Origin of the sequence: Brevundimonas vesicularis (assembly GCF_014204545.1) — a bacterium.
Taxonomy (GTDB): domain Bacteria; phylum Pseudomonadota; class Alphaproteobacteria; order Caulobacterales; family Caulobacteraceae; genus Brevundimonas; species Brevundimonas vesicularis_B.
The window spans coordinates 311,742-331,746 of record NZ_JACHLJ010000003.1; the positions used below are offsets into that span (position 1 = coordinate 311,742).

Below are 20,005 nucleotides of genomic sequence, written 5' to 3' on the forward strand. Positions count from 1 at the left end.
CCCGTTCACGCCCTACTCTCCCATACTCGAGACTGCTCCCCGCAGCCTTCGCACCAGTAACGCCCTAATTCTTTAACGCTTTATCGAACGTCGCCAGCAGCTTGGACCAGCCGTCCTTTGCGTCCGCCTCCGAATAGCTGGCGCGGTAGTCTGCGTGGAAGCCATGCTGGGCGTCGGGATAGACGATGATCTGGCTGCCGGTCTGGCCGGCGCGCGCCAGGGCTTCGCGCATCCGTTCGACGCTGGCCAATGGGATGCCCTGATCCTTGCCGCCGTACAGGCCGAGCACCGGCGCCTTCAGATCGTCGGCGATGTCGACCGGCCAGGGTTGGCCCGATGAGATCTGAACCGGTGTGGCGTCTGCGGCGGGGGCCAGACGGCCGTACCAGGCCACGCCGGCGCCGATGGCGGCGAAGCGGGCCGCCGCCTGCCACACCACCTTGCCGCCCCAGCAGTAGCCGGTGATGCCGACCTTGCCGTCCTTGGACCACGACTGCTGGCTGGCCCATTCCAGGGTCGCCGACAGGTCGCCCATCACCTGCTCATAGTTGGCCGCCCCGACGATCTGCATGATCCGCTGCATGTCCGACAGCGGCGCGGGATCCTCGACCCGGACGAAAAAGGCCGGTGCAATGGCGGCGTATCCCTGCTTGGCCAGACGGCGGCAGATGTCGCGGATATATTCGTGGACGCCGAAGATCTCGGACACCACCACCACGACCGGGAACGGGCCGTCGCCAGCCGGCCGGGCGACATAGGCCGGAAGCTGGAACCCGTCCGGCGCGGCATAGGTCACGGTCTCGGTGGACAGACCCTCGGCGTCAGTCGTGATGGGCTTGGCTTCCTTGGCCAGGGCCGCGACCGCATGGCCGGAAAACAGCAAGCCCCCCAAGGCGCCCAGGGTTCGGCGGCTCAGTTTCAAATCGTCGGCGGTCTGGCCTTCGGGGCGGATCAGCACGGTCATGGGACGCTCCAACGCGGGAAAGACGTGAGAGCATCACGGCCGACGGCAGTCGTCCAGTCACGATAAGGCGCGCTACAAAACGGGAAGAAGGGCGCTCAGGCAGCGAGACGCCGCGCGTCGAGCGTTAGCGCCCTTCGTTTCAGGATTAGTGCCTGAAGACCCGCACGCCGGTGAAGGCCATGGCGATGCCCTTTTCGTCGGCGGCGGCGATGACCTCGGCGTCGCGCATGGAGCCGCCCGGCTGGATCACCGCCGTGGCGCCGGCCGCAACCGCTTCCAAGAGGCCGTCGGCAAAGGGGAAGAAGGCTTCCGAGGCGCAGGCCGAACCCTCGGCGAGCGACTGGGTCAGACCCTTGGCCTCTCCAGCTTCCTTGGCGCGGATGGCGGCGATGCGGGCGCTGTCGCGACGGTTCATCTGGCCGGCGCCGATGCCGGCGGTCTGGCCGTCCTTGGCGTAGACGATGGCGTTGGACTTGACGTGCTTGGCCACGGTGAAGGCGAACAGCATGTCCTGGATCTCGGTCGGCGTCGGCTGGCGCTTGGTGACGATCTTCAGGTCCGACGGCTTGATCAGCGACCGGTCGCGCGACTGGACCAAGAAACCGCCGGCTACCGAGCGGAACACCTCGCCCGGACCGTGGGGGTCGGGCAGGCCGTCTGTGATCAGCAGACGCAGGTTCTTCTTGGCCGCGAAGACGGCCTTGGCCTCGTCATCGGCGCCGGGGGCGATGACGACCTCGGTGAAGATGCCGGTGATGGCGCGGGCGTCATCGCCGTTCAGCGGGCGGTTGACCGCGATGACGCCGCCGAAGGCCGAGACGGCGTCGCATTCCAGGGCGCGAGCGTAGGCTTCGGACAGATCCTTGCCCACGGCCACGCCGCACGGGTTGGCGTGTTTGACGATGACCACGGCCGGCTGTTCGAATTCGGCCACCAGCTCATAGGCGGCGTCGGCGTCGGCGATATTGTTGTAACCCAGTTCCTTGCCCTGAACCTGTTCGGCATAGGCCACGCCCGGACGACGCTCGCCGGTACGGTAGAAGGCGCCGGTCTGGTGCGGGTTCTCGCCGTAACGCAGGGTCTGGGCCAGCGCGCCTGCGATCGACTTGCGGGCCGGCGCGGCATCCTCGATCTGAACGGCGAACCAGCCGGAGACGGCGCCGTCATAGGCGGCGGTGCGGGCGAACGCGCGGGCGGCCAGGCGCTTGCGCAGGGCCAGATCGGTCGAGCCTTCGGCCTTCAGCGCCTCAAGGATCAGACCGATGCTCTCGCCGTCGACGGCGACGGCGACATAGCCGTGGTTCTTGGAGCCCGAGCGGATCATGGCCGGGCCGCCGATGTCGATGTTCTCGACCGCCGCCTCGAACGCGCCGCCGGCCGCGACGGTGCTTTCGAACGGATAGAGGTCGATCCAGACGATATCGATGGCGCCGATCCCATGGACCGCCATGGCCTGGGCATGATCGGCCGCGTCACGCACGCCCAACAGGCCGCCGTGGACGATGGGGTGCAGGGTCTTGACCCTGCCGTCCATCATCTCGGGGAAGCCCGTCAGATCAGCCACGTCCTTGACCGGCAGGCCCAGCTTCTCAATCGCCGCGCGCGTGCCGCCAGTCGAGACCAGTTCGACGCCCAGATCGTGCAGGGTGCGGGCCGCGTCCTCCAGCCCGGCCTTGTCGGACAGAGAGATCAGGGCGCGTTGCGGCTTGACCCGGTCGGGGGCTGGGGGGAAGTCGGGAGCGGCGGGCATGGCGGCGTCCGTGAAGGCTGGGGGAGGATGGCGGGCGTCTAGCACCGGGGCGCCATTACGTCACCTTGCGAGCATCCAAAGCTTATCGCGATATTGAGGAAATTTGCGTGACGACCTCCAAGCTCAAGTAGAACACATGGTCCTGAATTAGAGCGGGATCGCTGATCGCGATTTTTTGCCGCTCGACGGCGCGGGTCAAGCTGCGCCCGAAGCCTCCATCCTTGGGCGACTCCGCTTCAATTACACAATCCACAGGCCTCATTTCGCGCCCGACAATGCAACTGACATCGGCCCGTGCGTTCCCTGGCCGGGAGCCGAGCTGCAGCCCTCTCAGCCAATGTTCGTCAAGCAGAGTTCCATCCACCCTTGGTATGGTGTCACGACGTTCGACTAAGGGACGATCACAGGCTGTCAAAACCCTGTCCACGTTTTTAGACGCCGTAGGAAGATCAAGCTCCATCCGCATGCGATCCGCATCACCTTCGCGGGAACGAACCGTCAGAACTCCGCCGCCCTTAAAGAAGCGCGCGTCGCGAGCGGCGGCAGTACTGCGAAGAGCCGTATTGGGGGAAGAGACCTGCCAGCGCCCCGCGTCGCTCCGCCCATCGGCTCGGTGCAAATCCAATGTTCTAAATGTTGCTGTTGTCTGAGGGACGCCAAGCAGAACAACGCTTAGGGCTCCCGCACGGCACTGGATCACAATAGCCTGTCCTCCAGAGAACTCCACCATGGCGGCTGCGGTCCTGCTTGCAGCATCCTCGCCATACTCCCAGTCATCAACAGAGAGCTCCTGAGCCTGCGCGGCAGCGCCCAAGACGGCGAGACCGACGAAAGCGAAAATTGCTGAAAAAACGGAAATAAGGAGTTTCATTGGTTCATCGCGAGCTGGCGTATCATTGGTCATGGAGCATGACAGAGCTACGAACTTACGCGAGCTGAAATTTAGATAGGATCGCTGCTCGCGCCCGCAGGGCTCAGTTTCCAGCGGATCTTGGTCTCGCTGTCGGTGCGGGCCGAGCCACGCACCACGATCTGCAGCGAGCGCCGCGTCAGGCCGGCGTCGATATGGACGCTGGGCTCGATGGCCACGTCCGGTCCGTCGGTCCTGAACCACCAGCCCCGACCCGAGGCGCCGCGCAACAGGATCGAACGGCGATCGCGCGCCAGAGAGGCCTGCACCCCCGGCTCCAGATGGAAGCGGATGGCGTAGGGCGCCGCGATCTGGCGCACCATTTCCTTGCGGCCGGGCGTGGGGAAGAGCTTTTCTTCGGCCCGCAGTTCGTCCAGGCGCTGGTCCAGATAGAGCCGGCGCTGATGGTTCAGGCCGAACAACTCATTCCAGCCGTCGTGTTCCATCTCCAGCCAGACGGCGCCGTCTCCGTCGCGCAGGTCGGTGGTCACATGGATCGGCGGTCCGACCAGGCGCGGGCCCAAGAGCTCGCCCTTCCAGCCGCCCAGCGGTTCGTTCAGCGATCGCTCGCCCAAGGTCAGGGTCGAATGGGCCGGCGTCAGGCGCAGGGCTTGGCGGTCGGTCGAGGCCGGCGTCCACCCCGAGCCGGTCACCAGACGATCCTTGCCGCAGGCGATCTCCAGCGCCAGCGGCTGGGCGCAGGCGGCCGCCCCCCAGGCGTCGCGCGCCGGCGGGGCGGTGTCGGCGATGATGGTGAGCAGGGGGCTGGCGACGCGCGTCAGGCCGGCGACCGCACCGGTCGCCGCCGGGGCGTCGTCGCTGCTGGCCATCGCTTCGTCGTCGTGGGCGCGGGCGGCCGCAACGCGTTCAATGGTGGAGGGGCCGCCGCCCTGGAAGCTGGCCAGACGACCATCGGGCAAGGTCAGCAGGCGCAGGCCCTGCGTCAGCCGGGCGATGGCGGCCGAGACGCTTTCAGGCGTCGGTTCGGACAGTTGCGACAGGGCGTCGTCCAGCGTCAGGAGGTCGAGCAGCAGTTCGAGGGCCGCCTCGGGACTGCGCGAAGCGTGGCCGCCGTCGGCCTGAACCGTGGTCTTAAGGGCGCCGTCCAGCCGCGACAACGCGCGGCGGCGCATGGCCTGCCCAGGCGCCCCCGCCAGCACGCAGCCGCCGATGGCCGCCGCCGTCAACCGCTCGGCCCGGCTGGCCTGACCGCCGGGCGGACGCAGCAGCTGTCGGGTCTGGCGCGCCAGACTATCGGCCAGTTTCAGCCGCTCGGCCTCGGTCGCGACGGCGCCCATCCGCCGTGCGCCGCACGCCAGATTGACGACCCGCCGCGCCAGGATTTCCGGTCCCCAGGCGAAGGGCGACCATCGTGTGAAGGCGTCGGCCCAGGACAGTGTCAGACGCAGCGCCTCGCGCGCGCCTCGGTCGCCCTGGGCCATCAGCCCCGGCAGCCAGGCGAAGGCGTGAAGCTCGACCGCAAAGGGCCGCGAGGGGCTGGGCCTGTTCCACGGATCGGACGGGGGCTCGACCTCCATCGAGGCGCCGGCCAGCATGAAACGCCCGGCCAGGACATTGCGCCCCGGCGCCGGATCATGAGGGCGGAAATCGCGCGGCGTGGCGGCGAACGCCGTCACCTTGCCCCAGCCCAGCGGCGCCGCCAGCGTCAGGCCGTAGCCGGGCAGGCCGTAAAGCTCGATCCACAGCTGCCGCGTCGCCAGTCGGCCGGCGATGGCGGCCCACAGGCCGGGTCCGGCGATCGTGTCGCCCGACCGCACCGGCGTGCGCACCGGGGCGCCAGGCAGGCCGGGGATCTGACCCGAGGCGACATCCAGCGTCGTTTCAGGGCCCCGCGGGGCGAAGGGGCCGAGCGGGCTCACGCGAAGCTCTGACCAGCCGGCGCAGCCTTCAGGGCGGCGATATTGGTCGCGTAATCGCCCTTGAACACGAACGAGCCGGCGACCAGCGCATCGGCGCCGGCGGCGACGCAGGCTGCGGCGTTGGCGGAGGTCACGCCGCCGTCCACCTGAAGGTGAGCCGACGAGCCGGCACGGTCGAGAATGGCCCGCGCGCCCACGATCTTCTTCAGCGAACTGTCGATGAACTTCTGACCGCCGAAGCCCGGATTGACCGACATGATCAGCACCAGATCGACCAGATCGACCACCTCTTCCAGGATCGACAGCGGCGTCGCCGGATTGAAAACGACGCCCGCCTTGGCGCCTAGCTGGCGAATGCGACCAAGGGTGCGATGCAGGTGCGGACCGCTTTCAGGATGAACGGTCAGGACGTCGGCGCCCGCATCGCGGAACGCCTCCAGCCAAGGATCCACCGGCGCGACCATCAGGTGCACGTCGAACGGCAGGGTCGTGTGCGGTCGGATCGCCTTTACGATGTCGGGGCCGAGCGTGATGTTCGGAACGAAATGCCCGTCCATCACATCGACGTGGATCCAGTCGGCGCCCGCCGCCTCCAGCGCGCGGACTTCTTCACCCAGCCGCGCGAAATCGCTGGCGAGGATCGACGGGCAGATCAGAGGGGTAACGGCCATGGCCTTCCGGATAAGGCGGGTTGCGGGCAGGAGCAAGGCGCTCCCGCTCAGGAAACCCGTTCCAGCCTGGCGGCGAAGAAGCCGTCCAGTCCGCCGTGTTCGGCCCACATGGAGGGCAGGATGCGCAGCCAACCTTCGGGCGTCAGCGCCTCAGGCGGGGCGCCGACCGCGGCCGGATCGGCGGCGACCGTGCGGAAGGCAGGGTTGCGACGCAGGAAGGCGATGATCTGGGTTTCGCCCTCCTCGCGCTCCAGCGAGCAGGTGCAATAGACCAGACGGCCGCCCGGTTTGACGCGTTCGGCGGCGGCGTCGAGCAGTCGGTGCTGAACGTCGGCCAGCTTCGCGACCTCTGCCGGTTTGGTAGCGCGCAGCACCTCCGGATTGCGACGGAAGGTGCCCGTCGCGGTGCAGGGCGCATCCAGCAGGACGGCGTCGAAGGTGCGGGCGTCCTCCCAGTCCTCGGCCGGAACAGCGACGACCTCGGCGGTCAGGCCGGTCCGCTCAAGATTCTGCGTCAGGCGCTTCAGGCGCGGGGCAGAACGGTCGAGCGCGACGACCGAGGCGCGGGCGGCCGCCAGTTGCAGCGTCTTGCCTCCAGGCGCAGCGCACATGTCGAGCGCCGTCTCGCCGGGCTTCACGTCCAGCAGGCGGCCGGGCACGGCGGCGGCCGCGTCCTGGACCCACCAGCCGCCATCCTCGAAACCGGGCCAGCCGGCCACATCGCCGCGACGGCCGGTGCGAACCGTGCCCCCAGGCAAGGCTTCGCCCTCGACAGCGGCAGCCACGGCGGCGGGATCGACGCCTGGTTTCAGGCTAAGATCGGTCGCGGGTTCTTCGCGCGCGGCCAAGGCCAGACCCGCCAGGGCGGCCTCGCCATAGGTCGCCTTCCAGCGCGCCGCGATCCAGTCCGGCAGATTGCTCTCGGCCGTCGTCAGACCGGGGCCTTCGCGCCCCACGCCGCGCAGCACCGCGTTGACCAAGTTCTTGTAGGGCCGCGTCTTGGGATCGCGCTCGGCCAGTTTCACCGCCGTCGAGACGGCGGCGAAGGCGGGCGTTTCCAGCACCAGAGTCTGGGCCAGGGCGATGCGCATCAGGGTGCGGACGGCCTCGGGCGGCGACTTCTTCAGGCGGCGATCCAGGATCTGGTCGATCTCGCCAAGGCGACGCAGGGCCGCCATGGCCACGGCGCGAGCGAAGGCGCGATCCACCGGCTCCAGCGCGCGGGCGGCAGGCTGAGACAGGGCTTCGTCCAGTCCGTTGCGCTTCTCCAGCGCGGCGTTCAGCAGGATGCCGGCGACGACGCGAGCCTCGACGCCGATGTCATCCTGCGACGGACCTTGATCGGCCTCGGCCGGGGCCGGGCGCGGGCGGCCCTTGGTGGCCATGCGACGCCCGCGCGCCTGCGAGCTCTGCCCGCCCCGTCCCTCGGTGCTCATACCGCCACCTGCGCGCCAAGCTCGACCACGCGGCCGGGCGGGATGTGGAAGAAGTCGGTCGGATTGGCGGCGTTGCGCATCAGGAAGATGAACAGCTTGTCCTGCCACAGCGGCATGCCCTGACGCGCCGACGGGATCAGCGAACGGCGACCCAGGAAGAAGCTGGTCGACATGATGTCGAACTTCAGCCCCTGCTTGCGGCAAAGGCCCAGGGCGCGCGGCACGTTCGGCGTCTCCATGAAGCCGTAGGTGACCGTGACCTTCTTGAAGTCGTCGTTGATTGGCTCCATCCGCACACGGTCGGCTTCCTTGACGCGCGGGCGCTCGGAGGTGCGCACGGTCAGGATGACGTTCTTCTCGTGCAACACCTTGTTGTGCTTGAGATTGTGCATCAGAGCGACCGGCGCGACGTCGGGATCCGAGGTCAGGAAGATAGCCATGCCCGGCGCACGATGCGGCGGACGGGCCTGAAGCATCTCGATCAGATCGTTCAGCGGCAGGCTGTCCTTGCGCGTCTTGGTCGTCAGAATCTGCGTCCCCCGCACCCAGGTCCACATCACCACGACCAGCAGGGCGCCCAGCACCAGCGGCATCCAGGCCCCGTCCGGAATCTTCAGCAGATTGGAAGTCAGGAAGACGCTGTCGATGAAGGCGAACGGAATGAGGGTCCCCGCCACCGCCCACATCGGCCACTTCCAGCCCTTGCGTATAACCGAATAGGCCATCAGCGTATTGACCAGCATGGTGCCGGTCACCGCCACGCCATAGGCGGCCGTTAGGTTATGCGAGCTTTGGAACACGACCAGCAGCACCAGCACCCCGACCATCAGGAAGGTGTTGACCGCCGGCACGAAGATCTGTCCGGCCTGGGTCTCAGAGGTATTCTTGATATCGATGCGCGGCAGAAGGCCCAACTGAACCGCCTGCTGCGTCACCGAGAAGGCGCCGGTGATCACCGCCTGTGAGGCGATGACGGTCGCGGCGGTCGCCAGGATCAGCATCGGCCAATAGGCGAACTGCGGCACCATGTTCCAGAACGGGTTCTCGGACGCGGCCGGATTGTCCAGGATCAGGGCGCCCTGACCCAGGTAGTTCAGCGTCAGGCACGGCAGGACGAAGGCCAGCCAGCCCATGCGGATCGGCGCCTTTCCGAAATGGCCCATGTCGGCATAGAGGGCCTCGGCCCCCGTGACGGCCAGGAAGACGCTGCCCAGGATAACGAAGCCTAGGAAGCCGTCGTTGAGCAGAAGCATGACGCCATAGTGGGGCGACAGGGCCCGCAGCACGCTGACGTCGTCGAAGATATGATACAGCCCCAGCGCCCCCAGGCTCAGGAACCAGACGGCGGTGATCGGGCCGAAATATTTGGCCAGGCTGGCCGTGCCGCGCGACTGGACCAGGAACAGGGCGATCAGGATGCCGGCCGAGATCGGCACGATGAAGGAGTCCAGCCGCCCGGCCAGACCCGGCGCATCCTGCAGGCCCTCGACTGCGGACAGGACCGAGATGGCGGGCGTGATGATGCCGTCCCCATAGAACAGGGCCGCGCCGCAGACGCCGAGAATGAAAATCCACGCACTGCGCCGACCGACCGCGAACTGGGCCAGGGCCATCAGCGACAGGGTGCCGCCCTCGCCCTTGTTGTCGGCGCGCATCAGGAAGAAGACGTATTTGAACGTCACCACCACCATCAGCGCCCAGAAGGCCAGCGAAACCACGCCGATCACGGCCAGATCGCCGCCGACGCCGGAGCGCGCATGGTCGATCGCCTCGCGCAGGGCGTAAAGCGGGCTGGTGCCGATGTCGCCGAACACCACGCCGATCGCGCCGATGGTCAGGGCCCAAAAGCCACCGTGCTTGGCGGCCTGGCCGCCCGGGATGTGGGATTCCGGACCCGTGGCGTGGGTGGGCTTGTCCGGCGTGTTCGACGCGGGCGAGGGAGCGCTCGCGTCGTGGGGAGTGTCCCCGGCCATGCGTATCCTCCGGGTCTCCGACGCGGCGTCGGTCCCTTCAAAGCGGCGAGCCTTTAGGCTCATTCCACGCGGTCTTCAATCGCGCCGCAGCGGATTCGGTTTCGGCGTTCTGCGGCGCGATTTGTGATTCGGCTCCTGAACGCCTATTTTCGCATCAGGAACAGAACCATGTCAGACAGCCAACGCTTCCCCGTCGCCGCCCACGCCCTGGCCTATATGGCCCACAAGGGCGCGTTCGGGCCTGCGCAGGCGATGCCCAGCGGCGTGCTGGCGTCCTCGATTCCAACCAATCCCGTCGTGGTGCGCCGCGTGACCGCCCTTCTGGCCAAGGCTGGTCTGATCGCCACCCGTCCGGGCGCGACCGGCGGCTCCTGGCTGTTGCGTCAGCCCGAGGACATTCGGCTGGATCAGGTGCTGAAGGCGGTGAACGGCTGCGCCCACATCGGTTCGCCCCCCGCCGGCGCCAAGGGTTGCCCGATCAGCGAACACATCCCGCGCCAAGTCGCCAAGGCCCTGACCGCCGCCGACGAGGCCGCGACCGAAGCCCTGTCCAAGATCACCATCGCCGACCTTTTGGCCGAAAACCCGATCTCGCTGGCGGCCTTCGCGCCGCACAAATCCTGCCCCGTCGCGGCCTGATCGCGCCGTGAATCGGACCGTTCTGATCACCGGCGCCTCAGCCGGCATCGGCGCGGCCCTGGCTCGGACCTATGCGGCCGAGGGCTGGAATGTGATCCTGACAGCGCGTCGCCAAGGCCCGTTGCAGGCTCTGGCTGACGAACTGACCGCCGCCAAGGGCGTGACCGCGACTGTCATTTCCGAAGACCTGTCCGACCCCGTAGCGCCCGAGCGGCTGGTCGCGACCATCGCGGCCCGCGGCCTGACCGTCGACGGCCTGGTCAACAATGCGGGTTTCAGCCGGGTCACCGGATTTCTGGACACGGACCTAAGCGCCCACCGCGCCATGATCCAGGTGATGCTGACCGCGCCGGTCGAGCTGTCGCGCCTGTTGCTGCCCGGCATGATCCAGCGCGGCTTCGGCCGGGTGCTGAACGTCGCCTCGCTGGCCGGCCAGATGCCCGCGACGGGCGGCGACACCCTGTACGGGCCGATCAAGAGCTTCCTGATCAAGGCGTCGCAGGGCTTGTATCTTGAGACGCTGGGAACCGGCGTTCACGTGACGGTGCTGAACCCCGGCTACACCCTGACCGAGTTCCATGACGTCAACGGCTCGCGCGAGCAGGTCTCCAGCGCCTATCCGACCTGGATGTGGATGGACGCCGTGCGCGTGGCGCGCATCGGCCATGACGCCTGCGAGGCCAACCGTCCCAGCGTCACCCCCGGCGTCATGAACAACGTCATGGCCGGACTGGCCCGCTTCCTGCCCGATGGCCTGGCGCTCCGCATGGTGGCGAACCATGCGAAGCGGCTGGACCGGATCTGATCAGATGTGGATGGCGTGCCCGAGGGCGCGCAGGCTGGCCTCGTGGAAGGCCTCGCCCAGCGTCGGGTGGACGTGAATCGTCCCGGCGACGTCTTCCAGCACTGCGCCCATCTCCAGCATCTGGGCGAAGCTGTTGGACAGTTCCGACACATGCTGGCCCACCGCCTGGATGCCCAGGATGCGATGATCGCCCTTGTTCGCGATCACCCGCACGAAGCCGCCGTCCTCGCCCGCCTCGATGGCCAGGGCTCGGCCGATGGCGGCGAAGGGGAAGACCGACTGGATCACATCGTCGCGGCCCGCGACCTCCTTGGGACCAAGGCCTGCGGAGACGATCTCCGGCTCGGTGAAACAGACGGCGGCGATGGTGACGGGATCGAACACCCGGTCATGACCCGCGATAATCTCGGCGACCACTTCCCCTTGCGCCGAGCCCTTGTGGGCCAGCATGGGTTCGCCCGTCAGGTCGCCGACAGCCCAGACGTTCTTCATGCTGGTGGCGCAGCGCTGGTCAATCTTCACGAACGGGCCGGCCATGGCCACGCCCATGTTTTCCAGGCCCCAGCCTTGCGTGCGCGGACGCCGGCCGACCGTGACCAGCACCTTGTCGGCGTCAAGTTGCAGCGGCTCGCCGTCCTTCGTCGTGATCGACAGCTTTCCGTCGCCGAAGCCCCCGGCGCGTGCGCCCAGATGCAGCTCGACGCCATGCTTCTCCAGCCACTTGGCGACCGGATCGGTCAGGGCCTTGTCGTAGAGCGGCAGGATGCGCTCAGCCATTTCGACGACGGCCACCTCGGCGCCCAGCTTGCGATAGGCGATGCCCAGTTCCAGCCCGATATAGCCGCCGCCTACGACGACCAGCTTCTTGGGGACCTCCGATAGGCTCAGTGCCTCGGTCGAGGAGATGACGTCGCCGCCGAACGGCAGGAAGGGCAGTTCGACCGGCTCGGACCCCGTCGCCAGGATGACGTGTTCGGCGGTGATGCGGATGTCGCCTTCGTCGGTCTTCACCACGCAGGTCTTGGCGTCGGCGAACTCGGCCCAGCCCTTGATGACCTTGACCTTGGCCTTCTTCAACAGGGCCGCGACCCCGGCGTTCAGCTTACGGACGATGCCGTCCTTCCACGCGACCGTCTGCGACATGTCGATGGCGGGCGCCGCCGCCGTAATGCCCAGCGTCCCGCCGCCGGCCGCCTTGGCAACCGTCTCGAACTTGCCCGCCGCATGGATGATGGCCTTTGACGGAATACAGCCGACGTTCAGGCAGGTCCCCCCCAGCCCATCGCCGCCGTCCACCAGCACGGTGTCCAGCCCCAACTGGCCGCAACGGATGCCCGCGACATAGCCGCCGGTGCCCGCGCCGATGATCAAGACTTTGGTTTTGAGCTGCTGCATCGTCTTTTCCGTCTCATCCTGCCGACCCTCTCCCGGCGGGAGAGGGCTTGAGCGCGCGACGCCCCCGGCGTCGTTCTTGCGCGAAAGGGTGAGGGTCGGACGGTGCGGACTGGCCCACCGGCAGAACCCTCATCCGGCCCTTTGGGGCCACCTTCTCCCGACGGGGAAGGGCGTCGTCTAGACCATCCACAAGGTCGCCGGATGCTCCAGCAGCCCCTTGATCCGCTGGACGAAGACCGCCGCGTCATGCCCGTCCACGATCCGGTGATCGAAGCTCGACGACAGGTTCATCATCTTGCGCACGACCATCTGGCCGTCGCGGACGACGACCCGTTCGGCGATCTTGTTGGGGCCGACGATGGCGACCTCGGGGTGGTTGATGATCGGGGTGTGGACCACCCCGCCCAGGGTTCCCAGCGAGGTGATGGTGATGGTCGAGCCCGACAGCTCATCGCGCTTGGCCGAACCGTCCTTGGCCGCGCCCGACACACGCGCGATCTCCAGCGCCGTGTCATAGGGACCGCGCGCCTCGGCATGGCGGACCACCGGCACCATCAGGCCGTTCGGCGTCTGGGCGGCGATGCCCAGATGGACCGGGGCGTGCTGGGTCAGAACGCCGGCTTCATCGTCATAGGTGGCGTTGATCTGAGGCTGGTCGCGCAGGGCAACCACGATGGCGCGGGCGATGAAGGGCAGGACGTTCAGCTTGGGCTGATCCTTGGACTTCGTCGCGTTCAGGTGGGCGCGCAGCTCCTCCACCGCCGTCATGTCGATTTCCTCGACATAGGTGATGTGGGGAATGCGGCGCACGCTCTCGGCCATCTTCTCCGCAATCTTGCGGCGCAGGCCGATGATCTTGACCTCGGTCGTCCCTTGCGCCTTCGCATAGGTCGAGCCGCCGCCGGACGGCGCCGACGCGGGTTGCGAACCGCCGCGCGCGATGAAGCCGTCCAGATCCTCGTGCGTGATCCGACCCGCCGGGCCGGAACCGGGCACGAAGGTCAGATCGACGCCCAGGTCCCGCGCGCGATTGCGCACGGCTGGCGAGGCCGACGGGCGTTCGCCGGGCGCGCGGCCGGTAAGGGCGGGAACGGGCTTGGAGGGCGCGGTCGCTGAAGTCGCGTTTCGGGTCTTCGAAATCGCGGCGGAAACCGTCGTCGCATTCTCGGCCGACTTCGGGGCCTGTTTCGGCGCTGAGACGGGCGTCGAGACATTGCCCCGACCCTCGACATCGAACGCGACCAGCGGCCCCCCGACCGGCACCGACTTGCCCGCTTCGCCGTACAGGGCGACGACCGTTCCGGCGACCGGCGAAGTGATCTCGACCGTGGCTTTGTCGGTCATGATGTCGGCGATGATCTGGTCTTCCTCGACCGCATCCCCGACCTTGACGTGCCAGCCGACCAGTTCGGCTTCGGCCGTGCCTTCGCCGACGTCGGGTAGTTTGAAGACATAGTTGCCGGATGTCGGCGCGTCGGCAGCAGGAACCGCCGGTGTCTCGACCTTCGGCGCCTCGGCGACCACGGGCGCGGGGTCCGGCTTGGTGGGGGCGACGGGCGTTGCGGCACCATCGGCATTGCCCGCCCCCTCGACCTCAAACTCCACCAAGGGACCGCGCACCGGCACCATGGCGCCGGGTTCGCCGTGCAGGGCGAGGACCTTGCCGCTGACCGGGGCGGTGATCTCGACCGTGGCCTTGTCGGTCATGACGTCGGCGACGATTTGGTCCTCGGCGACGGTGTCGCCGACCTTGACGTGCCATCCGACCAGTTCAGCCTCGGCGGTGCCTTCGCCCACGTCGGGCAGTTTGAAGACGAAACGACCCATCTTATCGACCTCCCGTCATGACGCTCTTCAAGGCGTCTGCGACCCTTTGCGGTCCGGGGAAATATTCCCATTCGAAAGCGTGCGGATAGGGCGTGTCCCAACCGGTGACGCGCGCGATCGGCGCCTCCAGGGAATAGAAGCAGCGCTCCTGCACGAGAGCCGACAGCTCCCCGCCGAAGCCCGAGGTCTTGGGCGCCTCATGCACGATGACGCAGCGGCCGGTCTTCTTCACCGAGGCCTCGATGGCTTCGATGTCCAGCGGCACGAGCGAGCGCAGGTCGATGACCTCGGCGTCCACGCCCGCGTGTTCCGCGCCGGCCAGGGCGACCCAGACCATTGTGCCATAGGCCAGGATGGTGACGTCGTTTCCTTCGCGCATCACGCGCGCCTTGCCGATGGGCTCGACATATTTGCCGGTCGGGACCTGGGCCAGATCCTGGGCCTTCCACGGGCTGACCGGCTTCTCGTGCCAGCCGTCGAACGGCCCATTGTAGAGGCGCTTCGGCTCGAAGAAGACGACCGGATCGTCATCCTCGATGGCGGCGGTCAGCAGGCCCTTGGCGTCATAGGGGTTGGACGGAATAACGACCTTCAGACCCGCGATGTGGGTGAACAGGCTTTCGGGCGACTGGCTGTGGGTCTGGCCGCCGAAGATGCCGCCGCCATAGGGGCTGCGCACAGTGATCGGCGAGGTGAACTGACCGCCCGAGCGGTAGCGCATCTTGGCCGCTTCCGAGACGATCTGGTCGTAGGCCGGGTAGATGTAGTCGGCGAACTGAATCTCGACGACCGGACGCAGGCCATAGGCGCCCATGCCGATCGCGGCGGCGACGATGCCGCATTCCGAAATCGGGGCATCGAAGCTGCGGGTCAGGCCGTGCTTCTGCTGCAACTTGTCGGTGACGCGGAAGACGCCGCCGAAATAGCCGGCGTCCTCGCCGAACGACAGGACGTTGGCGTCTTCGGCCATCTTGACGTCGATGGCCGAGTTCAGCGCCTGGATCATGTTCATGGGGACCACGCCCGCGCCCGTCGCTTCCGAGGCGGGGGCGGCGTTCTGGTCGACCATGTCCGGTTCGACGCCGTCGTTGCGGTCGGCGTCGGTGAAGGTGGTTTGCTCGCTCATGGTCAGACCCCCACCTCGCGGCGCTGTTCGATCAGGCGCCAGTCTTCGGTCGCATAGACCTCTTCGAACATCGTCTTCACGCTGGGACGCGACTGGCCCAGGGTGCCGATGGCTTCGGATTCCTTGCCGGCGGCGCGGACCTGCTCGACGGCGTCCTTCAGCGCGGCGGCGTGACGCTCGTCGTCCCATTCGCCGATGACGGTCAGATGCTGGCGCAGACGTTCGATCGGATCGCCCAGCGGCCATTTCTCATGCTCGTCGCCCGGGCGATAGCGGCTGGGGTCGTCGGAGGTCGAGTGCGGGGCGCCGCGATAGGTGAACAGCTCAATCACCGTCGCCCCTTGGTTCGACCGGGCGCGCTCCTCGGCCCACTGGGTCGCCGCCCAGACCGCCAGGAAGTCGTTGCCGTCCACCCGCAGGGCCGGCAAGCCATAGCCGATGGCCTTGGAGGCAAAGGTCGTTTCAAGCCCGCCGGCGATGCCCTGGAAGGAGCTGATGGCCCACTGATTGTTGACGACGTTCAGGATGACCGGAGCGCGATACACCGAGGCGAAGGTCAGGGCGTTGTGGAAGTCCCCTTCTGCCGTGGCGCCGTCGCCGATCCAGCTGATGGCGATCTTGTCGTCGCCCTTGTAGGCGCTGGCCATGGCCCAACCGACCGCTTGCGGCACTTGGGTGCCCAGATTGCCGCTGATGGTGAAGAAGCCATAGTCCTTGGCCGAATACATGATCGGCAGCTGGCGGCCTTTTATCGGATCTTCGGCGTTCGAATAGATCTGGTTCATCATCGCGACCAGCGGGTAACCGCGCGCGATCAGAAGCCCCTGCTGGCGATAGGTGGGGAAGCCCATGTCCTCGCGGCTCAGGATCATGCCCTGCGCGACTGCGATGGCCTCTTCGCCGGTGCACTTCATATAGAAGCTGGTCTTGCCCTGGCGGTGGGCGCGGTGCATTCGGTCGTCGAAGGCGCGCGTCAGGATCATGGCCTTCAGGCCGCGACGCATCGTCTCGGGATCCAGGCGTGGGTTCCACGGACCGACCGCGGCGCCCTCATCATCCAGCACCCGAATCAGGCGGAAGGCGAGATCGCGCATCTGATAGGGCGTCGATCCGACCTCGGGCCGTTCGACGACACCGGCAGGGTCCATCTGCAAATGGCTGAAGTCCGGCGCATCGCCGGGACGGCCGGACGGCTCCGGTACGCGCAAGGACAGGGGCTGGCTGTTCTTTTTGTTCATTTTGTCGTTCATGCGGGCGTCCATATCCGTTCTGGGGTCCGTCCGTGTTTCCTCTGGACGTGTGATAACACGCCGCTTAAGCAGGTGCTCGCTCAATTTGACCTTGCGCAATCCCGATATCGGGTATTTTATTTCGCGATAATCATAATCGGAGAAACGCATTGGCCGACGAACTCGACCCCATCGACGCCCGCATCCTGGATATCCTGCAACAAGACGCCGGGCTGTCGGTCGCAGAGGTCGCCGATCGCGTCGGACTGTCGGCCTCGCCCTGCTGGCGGCGGATCAAGCGGCTGGAAGACTCCGGCCTGATCACCAAGCGCGTCACCCTGCTGAACGCGCAGCTGCTGGGCCTGGACTTCGAGGTCTACGCCATCGTCAAACTGATGCTGCCTTCGGCGGACAATCTCAATGTCTTCGAGGCCGCCGTGGCCAAGTGGCCCGAAGTGGTCCAGTGCGCCACCATCACGGGGCGCGAGGACTATGTGCTGCGCATCATCACCTCGGACATGCACGCCTTCGATCTGTTCCTGCGCGAGAAGCTGCTGGCCCTTGGCATCGTCTCGGATTGCGAAAGCCACATCGTGACGCGCGGCGTGAAGAATGTGACCGCCCTGCCTCTTGGCATCATTACGCCTCACGTCGGATAACGTCGCTCAGGTGGGCCGATCCGCCTGAGGATGACGACCATGATCGAACTGGTGATCGACGCACGCCGCAAGGACCTGGGCGGGTTCGAGGTCGGGCGCGTCCTGCCCTTCCATTCGCGCCGAATGGTCGGGCCCTTCATCTTCCTGGACCAGATGGGACCGGCGGAGTTCGCGCCGGGCGCCACGGCCATCGACGTGCGCCCCCACCCGCATATCGGCCTGTCGACCCTGACCTATCTGTTCGAGGGCGAAATCATGCACCACGACAATCTCGGCTACGATCAGGCGATCCGGCCGGGCGAGGTCAACTGGATGACCGCCGGCAAGGGCATCGTCCATTCCGAGCGCACCGATCCGCTGAAGAAGAGCAAGGGCGGGCCGATGCACGGCATGCAGGCCTGGGTCGCCCTGCCCGACGAGGCCGAAGAGATGGACCCGGCCTTCCATCACCTGGGCGAGGACGCCCAGCCGGCCTACGAGAACGGCGGCCTATTCGCGCGGTTGGTCGCTGGTGAGGCCTACGGCGCCAAGGCGGCCGTCCCGGTGTCGTCGCCGCTGTTCTATATCCATTGGGAGCTTCAGCCCGGCGTGCGAACCGCCCCGCCGTCCGGCAAGGGCGCCGGAGGCATGAGCGAGCGCGCGCTCTATGTGGCCAAGGGCTCCATCGAGGTCGGCGATCGCACCTTCCACGAGGGCCAGATGATCGTGCTGGAGCCGACGGCCGAGCCGACGGTCAAGGCCCTGACCCAGTCGACCGTCATGGTCCTGGGCGGCGAGCCGGTGGGTGAACGGCTGATCTGGTGGAACTTCGTCGCCTCCAGCCAGGCCCGCATCGATCAGGCCAAGGCCGATTGGAAGGCGGGTCGGATGACGCTGCCAAACGCCGACGATCTGGAATTCATCCCCCTGCCCGACGAACCCGCAAAGGCCCAAGCCGAGCCGGCGCCAGTGACGCCCAAGCCGACCGATCCGGTCTAGCGGGCAGGCAGAAGGTGACGCGACGAGGTCGGATCGCTACATGCGGCCTATGAACTTCGATTTCGACGCCCAGGTCACCGCCGCCCTGTTCGACAACACCGGCGCCGTCTTCGCCCTTGGCGACGGCTCGGTCCGGTTCGAGGACCGGACGCGGGTGGAGGCGCACGACGGCGCCGTGCTGTGCGCCTGCGTTCATCCGTCCGGCGACGGGATCGTCACGGGCGGCGATGACGGCAAGGTCGTCTGGACCCGTCGCGACGAAGACCCGGTCGTTCTGGCCACGGCCAAGAACCAGTGGATCGACGCCATCGACGCCTCGCCGGCCTCGGGCCTGATCGCCTTTTCCTTCGGTCGCACCCTGTCGGTGATCGACCCCAAGGAGGTCGGCTTCCGACGCGACTTCCAGCACGAGCGCACCGTCTCCGGCGTCGCCTTTGAGCCCAAGGGCCGGCGCATCGCCACCTCGACCTATGGCGGAGCGGCGCTGTGGTATGCGCGGATCGAAAAGCAGCAGCCCGTGAAACTGGCCTGGGCCGGATCGCACACCGGCGTCGCCTTCTCGCCCGACGGCGCCTTCGTCGTCACGACGATGCAGGACAATCAGATGCACGGCTGGCGCATCAAGGACGCCAAGAATCTGCGCATGGGCGGCTATCCGGGCAAGGTGCGGTCGATGGCCTTTTTGGCCAATGGTCAGCTGATGGCGACCTCGGGCGCGCAGGGCGCGGTCCTGTGGCCTTTCATCGGATCGAACGGGCCGATGGGGCGCGAGGCGACCGAGATCGGCTATGACGACACGACCTTGGTCAATCTGGTCTCGGCCCGCGCCGATCAGGGCCTGCTGGCCGCCGGCCTGACCGACGGTCGGGTCTGGGTCGCGCATCCGGCGGCCCAGGGTCTGAATTTCGTCAAGGCCGAGAAGGGGCCGGCCATCGTCGCCTTGTCGCTTAGCCCCGCCGTCGACAAGGTGGCCTGGGCCGACGAAGACGGTGCCGCCGGGGTGTTGATCCTCTGATGGCGACGGGCCGCAAGAACTGGCGTCGCGTGGTGCTGACCGCGCTTTTGATCCTGGCCCTGATCCCGGTCGCGGGCGTGCTGATCGTCGCCATCGTCCCGCCGCCGCCCACCATACTGATGCTGCGCCAACTCGCGAGGGGCGACGGCATGGACTATCAGTGGCGCGGTCTGAACCAGATCTCGCCCAATCTGGTCAATGCGGCCATCGCCGCCGAGGACGCCCGGTTCTGCAGCCACCATGGCTTCGACATGGAGGCGATCCAGAAGGCCCTGGACCACAACGCCGAAGGCGGGCGTCTGCGCGGTGGATCGACCATCAGCCAGCAGACGGCCAAGAACGTCTTCCTCTGGCCCGGCCGCGACTGGATCCGAAAAGGTCTGGAAGCGGGCTACACCGTCCTGATCGAGGCCGTGTGGTCCAAGCGCCGGATCATGGAGGTCTATCTGAACGTGGTGGAATGGGCGCCCGGCGTCTATGGCGCCCAGGCCGCGTCGCGCCACTGGTTCGGCAAGGACGCCCGCGACCTGAGCCCGCGTGAGGCGGCGCGTCTGGCCGCCATCCTGCCGGCCCCGCGCCGTTACGAAGCCGCCGCGCCCGGCCCCTATGTGCGTCGGCGCGCTGCGCGCGTTCAGGCGGCCATGGGCACGGTGCGCAACGAGGGTCTGAACACCTGCATCGTCGGCCGCTGAACCGTCACGCTTGACGGGCGACCGGGCCTGTCCTCTCCTGCCCGCGCTGTTCAGGA

Annotated in this window: 17 protein-coding genes; 6 read left to right on the top strand and 11 right to left on the bottom strand. The window is 67.3% G+C overall.

The features are described 5' to 3' along the window. Positions 1-64: 64 nt before the first annotated feature. The 7 genes from HNP47_RS13325 to HNP47_RS13355 form a co-directional block, all read right to left on the bottom strand. Positions 65-964 (bottom strand): dienelactone hydrolase family protein, encoded by a 900-nt coding sequence (locus tag HNP47_RS13325; protein ID WP_184279901.1) that lies wholly within the window; start codon positions 962-964, stop codon positions 65-67. Positions 965-1,109: 145 nt separating this feature from the next. Next, positions 1,110-2,714 carry a bifunctional phosphoribosylaminoimidazolecarboxamide formyltransferase/IMP cyclohydrolase gene (gene purH, locus HNP47_RS13330; RefSeq protein ID WP_184279902.1) on the bottom strand — a complete coding sequence of 535 codons (1,605 nt, stop codon included), beginning with the start codon at positions 2,712-2,714 and terminating at the stop codon, positions 1,110-1,112. Positions 2,715-2,796: 82 nt separating this feature from the next. Then, complete coding sequence (locus HNP47_RS13335) at positions 2,797-3,585, bottom strand: hypothetical protein (RefSeq protein ID WP_184279903.1); 789 nt, start codon at positions 3,583-3,585, stop codon at positions 2,797-2,799. Between the two features lie 71 nt (positions 3,586-3,656). Further along, a complete protein-coding gene (locus HNP47_RS13340) occupies positions 3,657-5,504 on the bottom strand; it encodes a heparinase II/III family protein (RefSeq protein ID WP_184279904.1) in 1,848 nt (615 codons plus the stop codon). Next, entirely contained in the window at positions 5,501-6,175 is a 675-nt protein-coding gene (rpe, locus tag HNP47_RS13345) for a ribulose-phosphate 3-epimerase (protein ID WP_184279905.1), read from the bottom strand. The genes HNP47_RS13340 and rpe overlap by 4 nt, the downstream gene beginning before the upstream one ends. Positions 6,176-6,222: 47 nt before the next feature. Next, complete coding sequence (locus HNP47_RS13350) at positions 6,223-7,611, bottom strand: RsmB/NOP family class I SAM-dependent RNA methyltransferase (RefSeq protein ID WP_409360159.1); 1,389 nt, start codon at positions 7,609-7,611, stop codon at positions 6,223-6,225. Further along, the gene (locus tag HNP47_RS13355) at positions 7,608-9,584 is read right to left on the bottom strand and encodes a potassium transporter Kup (protein ID WP_055807067.1); all 1,977 of its coding nucleotides are present in this window, start codon (positions 9,582-9,584) and stop codon (positions 7,608-7,610) included. The genes HNP47_RS13350 and HNP47_RS13355 overlap by 4 nt, the downstream gene beginning before the upstream one ends. A 168-nt stretch (positions 9,585-9,752) precedes the next feature. On the opposite strand from HNP47_RS13355, the gene HNP47_RS13360 reads away from it, so the two are divergent. After that, positions 9,753-10,223, top strand: a complete 471-nt coding sequence (locus HNP47_RS13360; RefSeq protein ID WP_066628979.1) for an Rrf2 family transcriptional regulator — start codon at positions 9,753-9,755, stop codon at positions 10,221-10,223. Positions 10,224-10,230: 7 nt separating this feature from the next. After that, positions 10,231-11,028 carry an SDR family oxidoreductase gene (locus HNP47_RS13365; protein ID WP_184279906.1) on the top strand — a complete coding sequence of 266 codons (798 nt, stop codon included), beginning with the start codon at positions 10,231-10,233 and terminating at the stop codon, positions 11,026-11,028. On the opposite strand, the gene lpdA is transcribed toward HNP47_RS13365, so the two are convergent. From lpdA to HNP47_RS13385, 4 genes are all read right to left on the bottom strand, one after another. Further along, on the bottom strand, positions 11,029-12,423 hold the full coding sequence (gene lpdA / locus HNP47_RS13370; RefSeq protein WP_184279907.1) for a dihydrolipoyl dehydrogenase: 1,395 nt from the start codon (positions 12,421-12,423) through the stop codon (positions 11,029-11,031). Positions 12,424-12,600: 177 nt separating this feature from the next. Next, positions 12,601-14,250 (bottom strand): 2-oxo acid dehydrogenase subunit E2, encoded by a 1,650-nt coding sequence (locus HNP47_RS13375; protein ID WP_184279908.1) that lies wholly within the window; start codon positions 14,248-14,250, stop codon positions 12,601-12,603. 1 nt (position 14,251) lies between these two features. Then, positions 14,252-15,319, bottom strand: a complete 1,068-nt coding sequence (locus HNP47_RS13380; RefSeq protein ID WP_081600497.1) for an alpha-ketoacid dehydrogenase subunit beta — start codon at positions 15,317-15,319, stop codon at positions 14,252-14,254. A 59-nt stretch (positions 15,320-15,378) separates the two neighbouring features. Beyond that, complete coding sequence (locus HNP47_RS13385) at positions 15,379-16,626, bottom strand: 3-methyl-2-oxobutanoate dehydrogenase (2-methylpropanoyl-transferring) subunit alpha (RefSeq protein ID WP_260394858.1); 1,248 nt, start codon at positions 16,624-16,626, stop codon at positions 15,379-15,381. Between the two features lie 149 nt (positions 16,627-16,775). Here HNP47_RS13385 and HNP47_RS13390 point away from each other — a divergent pair, with 149 nt between their 5' ends. The 4 genes from HNP47_RS13390 to mtgA are packed head-to-tail and all read left to right on the top strand — an operon-like array spanning position 16,776 to position 19,949. Beyond that, a complete protein-coding gene (locus HNP47_RS13390) occupies positions 16,776-17,264 on the top strand; it encodes an Lrp/AsnC family transcriptional regulator (protein ID WP_055754211.1) in 489 nt (162 codons plus the stop codon). A gap of 39 nt (positions 17,265-17,303) precedes the next feature. Further along, a complete protein-coding gene (locus tag HNP47_RS13395; RefSeq protein ID WP_184279910.1) occupies positions 17,304-18,242 on the top strand; it encodes a pirin family protein in 939 nt (312 codons plus the stop codon). 49 nt (positions 18,243-18,291) lie between these two features. Continuing rightward, positions 18,292-19,257 (top strand): WD40 repeat domain-containing protein, encoded by a 966-nt coding sequence (locus HNP47_RS13400; RefSeq protein WP_184280026.1) that lies wholly within the window; start codon positions 18,292-18,294, stop codon positions 19,255-19,257. Beyond that, positions 19,257-19,949, top strand: coding sequence for a monofunctional biosynthetic peptidoglycan transglycosylase (gene mtgA / locus HNP47_RS13405; RefSeq protein WP_184279911.1), 693 nt, complete (start codon positions 19,257-19,259; stop codon positions 19,947-19,949). The genes HNP47_RS13400 and mtgA overlap by 1 nt, the downstream gene beginning before the upstream one ends. Positions 19,950-20,005: the final 56 nt, after the last annotated feature.